This window comes from Glaciimonas soli (genome assembly GCF_009497155.1).
GTDB lineage: Bacteria > Pseudomonadota > Gammaproteobacteria > Burkholderiales > Burkholderiaceae_D > Glaciimonas > Glaciimonas soli.
Map to the genome: position 1 here is coordinate 1 of NZ_WINI01000025.1, position 13,135 is coordinate 13,135.

The following is a 13,135-nucleotide window of genomic DNA, read 5'->3' on the forward strand; positions in this document are numbered from 1 at the left end:
CTACCGACAGACTGAACATCCGACCATTGCGGCCAATATCGACTATCTGATTATTGCCACCGAGTTGACGATAGAAGACGTCGGGCAAGAAACCCAGCATGCCGATAGCCCTTATCAACAATTTACCATTCATTGCGACTTTGAAGTGGTGCCGCTGAAGGGCAACACCTACCGCCCGGAACGCGTCACACCGAGTCCAGTGATGCACACCAGCGTTGCCCGTGTCGTTGGCCCGGACAATCAGCCGGTCTGGACTGATGCGCTCGGTCGCATCAAAATTCAATTTACCTGGGATCGGCGCGATCTCAATACTGAAAACAGCAGTTGCTGGATACGTGCCGATCAACTCTGGTCAGGTAACCAGCTTGGCATGACGTTTATCGCCCGCATCGGCAGCGAAGTCATCGTTGATTTCATCGGCGGCAATCCGGATATCCCGATCATTATCGGCGCCGTTAACAACCAAAACAATTTGCCGCCATGGAACCTGCCCAGCCAGCAAGCGTTATCCGGCATACGCTCCCGCGAGTTTAGCGACAATGGCGGCAACAGCGCCAACGGGCGCAGCAATCATTTGATCTTCGACGACACGCAAGAGAAGATACAAGCACAATTTAAAAGTGATCATCAGCACAGTCAAATCAGTCTGGGCCATATCACCCGCATAGAAGACAACGCCGGGCGCAAGGATGAACGCGGCGAAGGGCTAGAAGCCCGCACCGATGGCGCAGCGGTAATCCGTGCTGCGCAAGGCATGTTATTGAGTACCGATGCGCGCCCGAAAGCGGCTGGTAGCATGTTGAGCCGCGATGAACTGATCCGCGAATTGGAAGAGGCTATCCGCATCGCCAAAGGTCTGGGACAATCAGCCAGCATGCATGAAGGTCAGCCACGTGACACGCAACCGCAACAGGATTTAACTGCTGCTGTTGATGCCCTCGGTCACGGGACTGGTGATGAAGTCAACAAAACCAGCGCAGCTGCAGCCGGGCAACCCATTATCACCATCAGTTCCCCCGCTGGTATCGCCAGCGCCACACCAAAAGATCAAACGCATTACGCCGGTCAACACATTGACACCGTCGCTGCCGGCAATCAACAGCACTATGCGATGGGCGATATTTCGCATACGGCAAGAAACAACATCGAAGGTTTTGCAGTCGATGGCGATATCCGGCAGATTGCCAACAAAGGGAAAATCATCCATCAGGCGCAACATAATACGATGGAATACACCGCAGATAAAACGCTGTCAATGACATCAGTAAACGATGGCGCCACCATCAGCGGCAAGAAGTACATCTTGTTGCAAGTGGGCGAAAGTTATATCCGCATGACGCCGGATATGATAGTGATTAATGGGAGGATTTTGAAAATGCAGAGTGATCATCCGACGATTACCGATTCGCAGGGAAGCAGTGTGAATGTACAAGGTTTTAGCGCAGCTGGCGTATTCGACGAAACGTTCAGTGTGCGCAGTGTCAGTGGCGAGCTGATGGCAAACATGCCCTATGTGTTGCAACATAAAGATGATGGGCACAATGGTGAAACAGAGCATTTCGGTAGAAGCCCATCGGTGACGACACCAGAGGAGCAGTCACTGAAATTTGGAGTTCATTACGAAGAGCTAGAAGCGTATCGAGACGATGAACAAAACAACAAAGGAACATCCGCATGAGTAGCCAAGTCATTAGCAGAACCAGAACTTCCGTCACCGCCATGACTAATGCTACACCTGGTACTTGTGTGAGTTTGCAGTGTGACTGCGGCATGCACTGGTCAAGTGCTACCGAATTTTCTTATACGCGACTGAGCGACAAAAACCGGGAAACCGGAAAATATCGGCTATTAAAAGATTACAGTCCGCGCGCCCGTCGCATTGCTGCAACCTATGCGCGATTTTATCTGGAGATGGAAAAATTCAGTGACCCAAAGAAAAAGGGGCGTTTTTATTGGATGGCTCTAGGTGCTCTAGCCAGTAAGACGGTAGCCTGTGCATTGGAATCGTGGCAGATGGGAATGGCACCGGAGTCAGTGATCAATAGTTTTGGGAAAGGTAATTTTTGGTTATTTATGGACATAGCCGCCACCCACTGGTATTGGGCAAACGACCCAAAGAGTTTTAAAGAGTGCGCACCAGCACGCCCGAAAATGAACGAGTATGTGGATGAGGTAAAAAGAAGCCTACCGCACTTGCAATGGTATGACGAAGCGATGGGGAAACTCCATCATCTGAAAGTGACGCAAGAGATGTTTGATGCGTTTGACATGATTGGCAAGTATGAAAGTGCAGCAGACATAGATAAACCTGACAAACAGTTCGCACACCTGATGTTGGTCGCTCAACATGAGCAGCACAATATCCTGCAACCACTAATCTACGACAATAATCCTGATTTAGCGTCAGCACTTAAAAAGCAGCGGTACGGACGAGCAGTGAGCCACCAGCCTGATCCTATGCAAGATGGGACAATGCCATACGATGATAGTGCAATGGGAGTTTCTGCCACGATCAATTTGGCGAAAGCCGTGGTGCCAGAACTGGAACTGGTGTTTACCAGTACTTGTACTGTTGATGATCCTCATTTGAAGTCGGTGGCACCACTGGATACGGTGGTGAATGATTTTAAAAGTCGGATGAAGTGGATTGGGGATGTAGCCAAACAATTCCATAGACGAATGCAAACACAAACTGCCTTCATGGAGGATGAATTAAGCAATATAGCGGTCTGGTATCAAGATACAGGCGTGGTTGCGCTAGCCAATAATATGGCCAAAAAATGAACAAACCACAGTTACGCAAACGCATGGTCGCTGGTAGTGTTATCGCCGGCTTGCTATTGACATCCATTCTGATCTGGTCGGCGACTTCATTATCATCATCAGAACAAACATCAACTGCCGATACAAAAAAATTAACAGAAAGAGATAGCTCCATGAATCCTAAAGAAGTCACCATCCGTGTCGGTCAACAAGGAAAAGAGTGGGTAGACATGTATCCGAACGCGGTACATGTCAATGATAAAAATGCGAATGGTGAAATCGTATTTTATAAGGTTGATTGGCCTGACCAAGGGCCTTTTGGAACCGTAAGTATTGATCATGGAGTTAACAGTTTTAATGTGCCATATGTGATGGGGGTGATGGGTTCTGCATTACCATCTGATCATCCTGATGAAGGAATTGATGAATTTGATCTCAGTGTTTCTTTAACTCCCAGCCCGACTGAATCTCACCCAGAAGCCTTACACCAATTTTATGCCTTACTCAAAACTATCCAAAATGTGGGATGGAAAAGAGAAATTCGTGTTTTTAACCCGCGCCTCAGTGGTCGTGATGCGTTGCTCTATTCACAAACAGAAGACGGTGACGGTTATTCAATTGATGCCAGTTATGTGCCGACGCTAATTGAATGGATGAAAATTGAGGATATAGGCAGTCATTGGCGTTTTTACGCTAATAATGTTTATCTGGATGTGACCTTTATGCGCGACCATGACAAAATGGATACTAACCAACCCGGTGCTTATCTGGTTTCGCTCAATTTCAAAAATTCAAACTCTGTAGAGCGAGCCTATTTTAAAGAAAAAGACCGCCCACGCTACAAACAACTGTATCCTGCCGAACGCAAACGACTGGCAAAACTGCGCGGAGAAGCTGAACGAAAAATCTCCTCCCAATACCACATTGATGAAACGTATATTGACCCTGATGGTGAGACGTTAGCACCGGGATGGATTAGGCAGGGGGAGATAAATTAACGACGCTCAGTCATCATTAGCCTGCCCACAGGTAGCACTTCTTCTAGGAAATTGCGAATCATCTGCATTCCAATTCGATTCATACGATCTACGATAGCGACCACCGTGCAAAATTTTGGATCATCGGCACAAACAATAAACGTGGGCGAAATTTGGGCGAAAACGGAGACCTTTCCAGCCCTCGCCAGACCGACTAGCTTTTGTAACACCTAGCATTTACGCGGTCTGGTGGAGTCTGGGATGGTTTGTGATGGTGGAGGCGGCGGGAATCGAACCCGCGACCCATCTATGACGATTGCGTATCGGCTATCTGGTGCTCGATCGAGTCCAGTCATTTGCGTTGGGCATCGGAAGTGTCTGGACTTGATCCCGCACCTTTGATCATGTGCATGCAGTCTGGAAACGAGCGGATAAACTGTGAAACACTCGCTCAACGATTTCACCAAGCTGTTGCGTCGGCTGGTTGAATCCGCCCAATACAGCAGCGCCCGCTTCCGGCAGGCCATGCAGGCTTATGGTTTGATCGGTTCGATGAGCGCCGTCGGCAATCCGTACGATAATGCACAGGCGGAGAGTTTCATGAAGACGCTCAAGGTGGAAGAGGTCGATCTGACCGGCTATGAAACATTTGCCGATGTCACGGCACGTCTGCCACGCTTTATTGTAGAAATTTACAATGCCAAGCGTATGCACTCGGCGCTTACTTACATGTCACCCAACCAACTTGAGGCGGAATACGCACTACGGGCACTTGAATTTTTTACTTCCCTTGGTCCAACCGCAAGGGTTCACATCAATCTGGCTAAATTAGCCCATCCCCCAAAAATGTAAAATTAGCCTATTTAGCCTCCTAAGTTCGCGTGTTTTCCGCCGCCGAAATGGTCGTTTTTGACATGGCATTCTTCCTGTTTTTACATTTTTGGGGAAGGTTTTTTCAGTTAGGTGACTCCTGGTTCAAGACGATATTGGCATATCAGTTCCCGAGCAACCTTTAACTCGGCTTCGTAAATGTCGCTGGACGTTCGGTGGTAATTCCCTCACAACTTCCTGGTGGACGCCGTTACTAATCTCGAATTCGATTCCGCCAAAGCGCCCGGCGATATCCTCAATTGTTTGGTCAAAATACGGAAAAAGCGAATACAACGGATCCGGACATTAACCAGACATTGCTTTGAGTGTCCGTGTAGGCATATCAAATTCTAACCTACTGATTAAATGGAAAATTCCTTCGCTCAGTGAGGCAACTTGGCTTAATCGTAACGCAGATATGGACATGCACCGGACATGAATCAATAATGTCCGAGAATCAAAGCACTTGATTCGCAAGTCCCCTATACCGCGAAAAACGCTCAGGACGTCGCCTTTTTCGCCGGCAGGTCGCGCGCATCAAGGTAAGTGCGCAGTTCTGCCAAGACTCCTTGCTGCGCAGCCAGTTTTGCATCGCCTGGCAACCCATAACTCGACCACATATCGGAGACTGTCGTGCTAAACGGGACGACGCTTCTTGATCGCACCGGGCCGATGCGATCAAACTCGATTGCCAGGTAACGATCGATTTCCTGCGCCTTGACTGAAAAATTGCTATTGACCCAGACCGGATCTAGCACATCGACAAAGTCGCAGCACTGTTCGATATGTTTTATATCGTTGGAGCGCGCCAACTCATAGATATTCCATGCAGATAAGGCAAATCGGTAGCCACATTTTCTTAGCGCCGCAGCATGGTTGCGTTGGTGTTCTGCGTCCTTGGCTGCCGGAATGCCACCTACGCTAGAGATGACATTGTGGTCCAGATAGATGGTCTTCATGGCGCTGGTTCCTTCGCTTCCGGCGCTTCTTGATGTCCCATAAACGCGCGCAGTTGCTCGCTCATGGCCTGCTGCGTTTCCAGCCGGGCTTGCGCTGCAGCCAATGTCAATTCAAGTCCGTGAATCCGCTTGGCGAGCCCCTCGGCTTGTTTTGCGGCACCGGCGGCTTGGTTAGTGAGTTCCTTGATATGCGCATCTTTGTCTTCCAGTTGCGCCTCGACGGTCTTGCAGTGTTGCTCGATCGCCTGCAATGCTTCAAATTTTTGTGTCAACTGCCGGCTGTGAGATTGCTGTTCATACAGCGATTTTTGCGCATGCGACAGATCCGCGACCAGCCTTGCCCCTTCCTGGTTCAGCCGCGTGATGTCATCCTGCTTGACTACCAGGCTTTGCTGCAACTGACGCATTTCCGCCTGCAGTTGCTGGATCTGCTGCTCATGCCGACGCCGATCCTGATCGCGTTGCTCCTTCACGGATTGGCGGTAATGTTCCAAGGCTTCACGGCCGTGCTTGTGCTTTTCCTCGATTGACTGGCGATGAACTGGCGCGACTGGAGGTGCAATACGTCGAGGCGATCCCTGGCGAAGGCATGACGTGTTACTTGCCGCAGACCAAAGGGGACCGCCAGTTCAAAGGTAGCACATTTAAAGCGCCGGCCTTATCACGTCTTTGCCCGGTCGTGGCCTATCAAACATGGATCGACTTGAGCGGACTGGGGAGCGGCGCCGTCTTCCGATCGATTACTCGCTGGGGAAGGCTCAACGAGGATGGTTTGAATCCAGCCAGCATTATTCCGCTGTTGCGATCGCTCTTTGACCAAGCCGGCATTCTCGATGCCGACCAATACAGCGCACATTCACTGCGTCGTGGATTTGCCAACTGGGCGACATCGAACGGCTGGGATCTCAAAACACTAATGGAATATGTCGGGTGGAAAAATATACAATCGGCGATGCGCTACGTCGACGGTGCGGATCCGTTCAATAAAAGCCGCATTGAACGCATGCTCCAGATTTAATAAGCAAACATTTATGTCAAATAAATATTGTTAGTCGGCGTATCAAGTAGACTTCAGCTCTAAGCTTGAGGGGTATAAATGTATCGATTTGCCATCATAGAAGACTTAACGCCGACGAATGACGAGTTCAAAGGCTTTTTGCTTAAATCGCGGCCCGATTGTTCGGTAAAGCAATTTTTTTCGTTTGATACTGCAATTGTGGCCATCAAAAACGAAGAATTTGATCTCATCGTATCTGATATCGACTTGGGCGCTGACACAGATAAAATGGGAGGGGTAAAAATTGCCAAAGCGCTAGACTCACAGAAGACACCTTTGTTAATCGTGTCCGGATCACCGCAACCAGAAATACAACGCGAGGTATTTCGAGCATTGGATGCGTGGGACTATTTGCAAAAACCCATCACCGAAGCTGATTTCATTACGCAAGTTAAGCGGGCAATCGCTTTTCGTACTGTACAAGCGCAAAAACAAGATGCAACTGTGCGAAGCGACGGCGCGTCTATCGCCGACGCTGACCTAGTTATAAACTATCAATCTAGGAATGTTGTGAAATGGAAAAATCAGCGAGTCAATCTATCGATAACCCAAATCCGACTAGTACAAGAAATGGTGAGTAGCAAAAACAATACAGTTTCGTTTGCCCAGCTTTTCGAACAAATTGACACTGGAAGAAATAAAGAAAATTTGCGAGTTCATATAGCCGCAATTCGTGACGCATTCAAAGATGTTGATTCGACGTTTGATCGAATTAAGACCACCCCAATGATAGGGTATTTCTGGCGTGCTGATTAATTTTAAGGAACGGATTAGAGAATACGTAAACGCACAGAAAGAACGTGCAAGTAAATATCAATTAACGCTAATTACAGGATTAGCGCTCTTTATATTGCTGGACCTATCCATCGGCGTCTTTGTTACATTTACAGCTGTATCAATCAAGAAAGTCACTACTATGCGTAGTGAACTCTTTGATCGAGATCTCCGCGAACTGACAAATAGATTTGATCTCGATGAACGTTTTGTTCTAGAAAAAAATATTCAGAAACTTGTTTCCGCGCACCGAGATCTCACACCTCTTCTGCTGCCACGCCAATACTTCACGTCACACCATGCTTGGCCGCCGCGTCGGTATGCATGGTGATGCAGCCATCGCACTGGCGCGTCACTGCTCCTGTTAGGTCATCCTGAAATTCAACATTTATTTCGCCAACAACTTTCCAGATAGCTGGTTTTTAAGCGAATCAAGCCCAATATATTGCAGGTTATTCGAAATAGTATTGACTTTAACCCTCGCCTTGCACGGGATCGGTGTTGAAGGTGTACAGCACAATCTTCCATGCGCCGTCGACCTTGTGCAGCACGAAGACTTCGCGGTTAAGGTCGATTACCTTCTTGCCGTTTTCAACGACGGCGGCACCTTTGTGGTGATGCGTGCGAACCACTGCCGTGTCTCCGTAAACATTGATGGCATCATACGAAAATACCGTTGTAAATTTCGCTATCTTGAACAGATCACCATATCCGTCCATCTTCTGTTGGCGAGTCGCGTAGGTACGTTTATCGTTCCACTCGGCGACGCTATCGTTTGCGAAAAGGTCAAGAATTGCCTTCGTATCTCCTGCATTCAGTGCGCTCTCGTAGCGATGGACAACATCGTACACTTCGTGTTGCGTGGCACTCACCGCGGGGTCGTTGGAATATGGCAGCGCTTCGGTTTCGGCCGCGGTCGCGTGCATGACTGGAATCCCACCCAGCGTGACAGCCAGAGTAAGCATTGCAAGTTTCCGCCCAGGCATATTCATTTTTTTCATTTTCTTCTCCAGTGTAAAGTTGTAAAAACAAAACGCTTAAGTTCAATATCTCAAAAACGCCGACCAACCCTTGCGGAAAATCGACGTTCGCAAGATGCAGCAAGATGTGTGTATTCGTTGCGCCACCGCGCCTTTAATGCAGAATCCTTCAGGCAATAGTTCGTGAAAAATTTCCTGGAACTATGCTCAAAACGGCACGCCATCGAGCGTTCCCATTTTTCCGTCCGAAAAATCGCGGCGAGCCTGGGCCAGACGTTCCGGGGTGTCCATCACGAACGGGCCGGAGAATAATAGCGGGCCTTCGGCCGGCGTGCCGCCCAGCAGGACCACATCGGCCGACTCGGTGCCGGTTGCCGCGATGTGGACGTGGTCGCCCAGCGTAAGGATAGCCAGCGTGCCTGTACTGAGGCGAGCGTCGGCAATGTCGATTTGCCCGCTCATTACGTACAGCCCAAGTTCAGCCGCAGCATCGATCGCCAGCGAGATGGCTGCGCCGGGTGCCAGTTGCACGCGAGTAAGAACAGTGGGTGAAGCCAATTGCATCGGGCCTTTGATGTCATCGACTGTGCCGGCCAGCACAGTTACCTGCACACCGTCGCGGGCGAATGAGGGGATGTCGGCTGCGCGAATCGAGCTGTAGGACGGCTCGGCCAATTTTTGCGCCGGTGGCAGGCTGGTCCAGAGTTGCAGGCCGTGCCGCCTGCCTTGCGGTTGCTCGGCATGGATCATGCCGCGTCCGGCGCGGATGCATTGGGCATCGCCGGCATCGAGGCGGTCGGTCAGGCCCAGGCTGTCGCGATGGATGACGCTGCCTTCGAGCAGGTAGCTCAAGACTTCAATGCCGGCATGCGGGTGCGGCTTGTCGCCGATGCCGCGCCGGCTCTGGTGGCGGTAATGGTCGATGAAGACAAACGGCCCCAACTGTTCGCGTTCTGCTAGCGGCAGTGCGCGCCACAACAGCATGTCGCCATCGTCGATCACGCGCTGGGCGGGCAAGGTGGTGGCAATGGTGCGATTCATGCCTGGGCTGCGCGGGTAGCGCCGGTAATGTGCAGGGCACCGATCTCGCCATGCACTTCGAGCGGGGCGATCCCTTCTCCGTGGGTGATGACGCCGCCGTCGATTGTTATCTCGCGCGCCGAACCGCCCGGCTTGATGGAGAGGCCGATCGCACTGAGCGTCATGACCACGCCCTTGACCAGCGATTCGCCGGTAGCGCCGAAGGTTTCGATGCCGCGCAGTACGCGCAATTGGCCGATCGGCTGGCTGATCTGCACGCCTACCGCGCCGTTGGCATGGGTAGTGATACGGTCGAACTCGGCCAGGTTGACAGTCCCTGCATAGACGTTGAATCCGCGTGCGCCCTGGCCGAAGGTTTCAATCGGCGCCTTGACCCGCAGCTCGTTGACAATACCGAAGTTCACGAAGCCGATGCCGCTCGGACCGTAGGAGGTGATCTTGTCTTCCGCTTCCCAAATATCGACCTGTCCCCAGTTGTCCAATGCCATATCGTTGACGCCGTAGGTCACCACTGGGCCGAGATTGCGTACCGTGCCAACATAGGCACCGTGCACGGTGAACACGCCGCCGGTGATGACGTCCGGCGTACCCGGCGCGATGCGGCCATCGCTGTAGACCGCGCCGGTTTCCAGCAATTGCACGGAGAGTTTGCCCTTGTCGAAGCCCGGTCCGCTGACGAAAATGCCGCTGCCCAGCACCGGGGCGGCAGGGTGGCCGGCTGACAGGCCGACCAGGTTGGCGCTGATAACCACCTGATTATCGGCTTGCATGTTCCATAGCGTGAACGCGCCCTGGATGACGCGCACGCCAAACCCCGCCGGACGGTCGCTGTGGGCGCGGGCGTCGGCGGCAATCACATGCAAGCCATCGACTTCCACATGCCCACCACGCACCTTGTCGCGCGCCAGCAATTGCACCTGCCCGACCGTCACCACGTCGTACAGATGGATCGTGCCGAGGCTGTCGACGCTGGTGTCGTTGAAGATGGCGCGCTGGTCGGCAGAGGTTTCCACATGCAGGTTGCGCACCACATTGTCGGTAGTCAGTTGTAAGCCATCCTGTCCAACCGCAAAACTCAGCGCGGCCTGATCGTCCTCGCCTTCGATCGATTGGCCGGGAGCCAGCCGCAGCGACGGTGCGCCTTCGATTTGCCCTTGCACAACTATTTTCAGCACGGCGGCTTTTACCGCTGTCGCTAGTTCATCAACGGTCGAAACGGTCTTCGTGATCATTTTTGATGTCATGCTGTGCTCCTGTGACGGTTGGATTGATGATGCATGACGGATGCTGCTCAAGCAGCAGTGCATTTCCATGCGCTTAGAGGTCTTGCGATTATATGCTCGAATATCGAAAATCCCAAAGAATATGTACGAAATCGATCGACGACGCCGACCATCTCTTACCACGAAAAGGCGTCGCGTTTTCGTGGTAACGATGATTGCTTCGTGGAGTCGGTGATATGTCGTATCCAGCGAACAGGTGCAATAGAACAGCAATCAGGAGATTGACCCGATGGATGATTTTCAGATAATCTTCTCGAATTTTGATCCGGGCTCTGTATGGCATACGAATCCCATCGTCTATCGATCCTCAGCGATGAGGAAATCCAGGATCTATACGGACTACCTCAATTTAACGATGAAGATCGCCAACTGTACTTCGACCTAAGTCCTGCGGAGAAGGCGGCGGCCGGCGCGATCAGGACGGCATCGGTGGCAACTCACCTGATTTTGGAACTGGGATATTTCAAGGCCAAACGACAGTTCTTTACGTTCGAGGCGGAGAATGTCGAAGACGACTTGCGCTATATACTACAAGCCTATTTCCCTGGACGCGAAGTAGACGACATCAAGTTCCCCTCGCGACCAACGCGGGCTTCACTGCAGAAAACGGTCCTCGATCTCTTCGAATATCGTTTATGCGACACCGAAGAAAAGACTGATCTCGAAGCAAAAGCGCAACGGTTTGCCAAACTCTCGACCCAGCCGATATTCATACTGCGGGAAATGCTTCAACAGTTGACGATCAATCGTATCGTCGCACCGTCGTACACCACGCTGCAAGATATCGTCGGCGGAGCCGTATCAAGCGAGCGGGCCCGTATAACCGACTAATGAGCGATGCCATGACGGTCGAGGTCCGCCAGCGTCTGCGGACGCTGTTGGAGGCAGACGAGCAGATTTATACCATCAGCGCGCTAAAACGCGAGGCCAAGGATTTCTCCTATGGCGAGTTGCGGCGTGAAGTCACACGCCGAGAGTTCTTCGAACCCTTGCATGACTTTGCGGTCACGTTCCTTGCATCGGCTGGCATTTCTCAAGAAAGCAGCAAATACTACGGCGCGCTGCTTAAGTTTTATACGATATTCAGGCTTCAACGCATGCAGCGCGCGACGGCCTCGCTGTATCTTGTATGCTTTGCTCACCAACGCTTTCGGGAAATCAATGACAATCTGACCGATGCTTTCATTCATTTGGTCGGCCAATACGAGAAGCAGGCAAAGACAGAAGCCGAAACCGCCATGCAAAAGGCATTGGAGGATGCCTTGAAGAGTCTGCAGGCGGCAGGCCAGGTTCTGGGGTTATTCGTCGATGAGTCCATTTCACCGGAATTGCCTTTTTCCGCTGTTAGGGAGAAGGCATTTTTATTGCTCGATAAAGAGCAATTTCCGATCGTGGCCGATTACATGCGTAAAATCGCGTTCGATAAAGGCACATTTGAATGGGCCTATTACGCCACATTATCGCGAGCTTTCAAACAAAACCTGCGCCATTTGTTTGCTGCTTTGGATTTCGCTGGACGGATCGAGAATGCCCCGTTAATGAAAGCCGTCAATTTTCTGCAAGACCTATTCAAGCGCGATAAGTCGCCGCGCCAGGTGGATATTGTCGATTTTCCGATTGATGTCATTCCCAAACACCTGCTTCGCTACCTCTATGTTCCGTCGGAAAAGGATCGACGGCGAAAAGTGCTTGAACCGGACCGCTACGAGTTCCTGGTGTATCGCATACTGCGCAACGCCTTGGAAGCGGGCGACGTCTTCGTGCAGAAGAGCAATGAATTCCGACGCCTGGAAGACGATTTGATCAACGACGAAAAATGGAAGAACAAGATTGCACTCATGCGGGAACTGAACTTGCCGCTATTGTCCCGCCCGATCGAAGACACGCTCGCGGCCTTCCATGAATCGATCGAATCGTTAATAGAAAGAGTCAACCAGCGTATTGATGAAGGAGAAAACAAGCACATCAAGCTCAAAGGCAATGGCGAAAAGCGCCGCTGGAATCTGTGATATCCATCGTCGGAAGAGCCGGTGAACGGTCCATTTTTCGGGCAACTCCCCGGCATTGGCATCGCTGACTTGCTGTGGTTTGTCGCCGGAGAAGCATCCTTCCTGGAGGGATTTACACATGTACTAGATAGATATGTCAAGCACGATTCGGATCCCAAGGAGATACTGGCATGCATTGTCGCGATGGGAACCAACATGGGTCTCGGGCGGATGGCGGAAGTGTCTGGGCTCCCCCATTCATCGTTGATTACGACGTCTCGCAACTACTTGCGTCCCGAGACGCTGCGGATCGCAAGCGATGCTATCACCAATGCGATCGCCAAACTGCCGGCGTTCCAGTTGTACGATATCCAGGATGTCATAAACGCAAATGGATTGCTACTACCAACTCTCATCATAGTTTGCCAGTTGCACCAAATCTG

Annotated in this window: 14 protein-coding genes; 9 read left to right on the forward strand and 5 right to left on the reverse strand. The window is 51.2% G+C overall.

Features of this window, described 5'->3' with window-relative positions:
• The 4 genes from GEV47_RS19195 to GEV47_RS19210 all read left to right on the forward strand — a co-directional run.
• Nucleotides 1–1,678: type VI secretion system Vgr family protein (locus tag GEV47_RS19195; RefSeq protein WP_153236404.1), on the forward strand; the 1,678-nt coding region annotated here is incomplete at its 5' end.
• Nucleotides 1,675–2,784, forward strand: coding sequence for a DUF2515 family protein (locus tag GEV47_RS19200; protein ID WP_153236405.1), 1,110 nt, complete (start codon nucleotides 1,675–1,677; stop codon nucleotides 2,782–2,784). The genes GEV47_RS19195 and GEV47_RS19200, both read left to right, overlap by 4 nt.
• Nucleotides 2,781–3,761, forward strand: a complete 981-nt coding sequence (locus tag GEV47_RS19205; protein ID WP_153236406.1) for a hypothetical protein — start codon at nucleotides 2,781–2,783, stop codon at nucleotides 3,759–3,761. The genes GEV47_RS19200 and GEV47_RS19205 overlap by 4 nt, the downstream gene beginning before the upstream one ends.
• Before the next feature lie 417 nt (nucleotides 3,762–4,178).
• Nucleotides 4,179–4,592 (forward strand): integrase core domain-containing protein, encoded by a 414-nt coding sequence (locus tag GEV47_RS19210; RefSeq protein ID WP_153236407.1) that lies wholly within the window; start codon nucleotides 4,179–4,181, stop codon nucleotides 4,590–4,592.
• A gap of 518 nt (nucleotides 4,593–5,110) precedes the next feature.
• On the opposite strand, the gene GEV47_RS19215 is transcribed toward GEV47_RS19210, so the two are convergent.
• Both GEV47_RS19215 and GEV47_RS19220 read right to left on the reverse strand, forming a co-directional pair.
• The gene (locus GEV47_RS19215; RefSeq protein WP_153236408.1) at nucleotides 5,111–5,569 is read right to left on the reverse strand and encodes a hypothetical protein; all 459 of its coding nucleotides are present in this window, start codon (nucleotides 5,567–5,569) and stop codon (nucleotides 5,111–5,113) included.
• Complete coding sequence (locus GEV47_RS19220) at nucleotides 5,566–6,063, reverse strand: hypothetical protein (RefSeq protein ID WP_153236409.1); 498 nt, start codon at nucleotides 6,061–6,063, stop codon at nucleotides 5,566–5,568. The genes GEV47_RS19215 and GEV47_RS19220 overlap by 4 nt, the downstream gene beginning before the upstream one ends.
• 32 nt (nucleotides 6,064–6,095) lie before the next feature.
• On the opposite strand from GEV47_RS19220, the gene GEV47_RS19225 reads away from it, so the two are divergent.
• Nucleotides 6,096–6,587, forward strand: coding sequence for a tyrosine-type recombinase/integrase (locus GEV47_RS19225; protein WP_228124819.1), 492 nt, complete (start codon nucleotides 6,096–6,098; stop codon nucleotides 6,585–6,587).
• Nucleotides 6,588–6,665: 78 nt separating this feature from the next.
• Nucleotides 6,666–7,382 (forward strand): response regulator transcription factor, encoded by a 717-nt coding sequence (locus GEV47_RS19230; protein WP_153236410.1) that lies wholly within the window; start codon nucleotides 6,666–6,668, stop codon nucleotides 7,380–7,382.
• Between the two features lie 491 nt (nucleotides 7,383–7,873).
• On the opposite strand, the gene GEV47_RS19235 is transcribed toward GEV47_RS19230, so the two are convergent.
• The 3 genes from GEV47_RS19235 to GEV47_RS19245 all read right to left on the reverse strand — a co-directional run bounded on the left by GEV47_RS19235 (nucleotide 7,874) and on the right by GEV47_RS19245 (nucleotide 10,665).
• Nucleotides 7,874–8,401 (reverse strand): YybH family protein, encoded by a 528-nt coding sequence (locus tag GEV47_RS19235; protein ID WP_228124820.1) that lies wholly within the window; start codon nucleotides 8,399–8,401, stop codon nucleotides 7,874–7,876.
• Nucleotides 8,402–8,587: 186 nt separating this feature from the next.
• Nucleotides 8,588–9,421: a pirin family protein gene (locus tag GEV47_RS19240; RefSeq protein ID WP_153236411.1), complete on the reverse strand. Its 834-nt coding sequence runs from the start codon at nucleotides 9,419–9,421 to the stop codon at nucleotides 8,588–8,590.
• The gene (locus GEV47_RS19245; RefSeq protein ID WP_153236412.1) at nucleotides 9,418–10,665 is read right to left on the reverse strand and encodes a hypothetical protein; all 1,248 of its coding nucleotides are present in this window, start codon (nucleotides 10,663–10,665) and stop codon (nucleotides 9,418–9,420) included. The genes GEV47_RS19240 and GEV47_RS19245 overlap by 4 nt, the downstream gene beginning before the upstream one ends.
• A 315-nt stretch (nucleotides 10,666–10,980) precedes the next feature.
• Between GEV47_RS19245 and GEV47_RS19950 the strand changes: the two genes are divergently transcribed.
• From GEV47_RS19950 to GEV47_RS19960, 3 genes are all read left to right on the forward strand, one after another.
• Nucleotides 10,981–11,535, forward strand: coding sequence for a DUF4158 domain-containing protein (locus GEV47_RS19950; protein ID WP_228124821.1), 555 nt, complete (start codon nucleotides 10,981–10,983; stop codon nucleotides 11,533–11,535).
• An 11-nt stretch (nucleotides 11,536–11,546) separates the two neighbouring features.
• The gene (locus tag GEV47_RS19955) at nucleotides 11,547–12,713 is read left to right on the forward strand and encodes a hypothetical protein (protein WP_228124822.1); all 1,167 of its coding nucleotides are present in this window, start codon (nucleotides 11,547–11,549) and stop codon (nucleotides 12,711–12,713) included.
• 21 nt (nucleotides 12,714–12,734) lie between these two features.
• The coding region (locus tag GEV47_RS19960; RefSeq protein ID WP_322741707.1) for a Tn3 family transposase at nucleotides 12,735–13,135 on the forward strand (401 nt) is incomplete at its 3' end.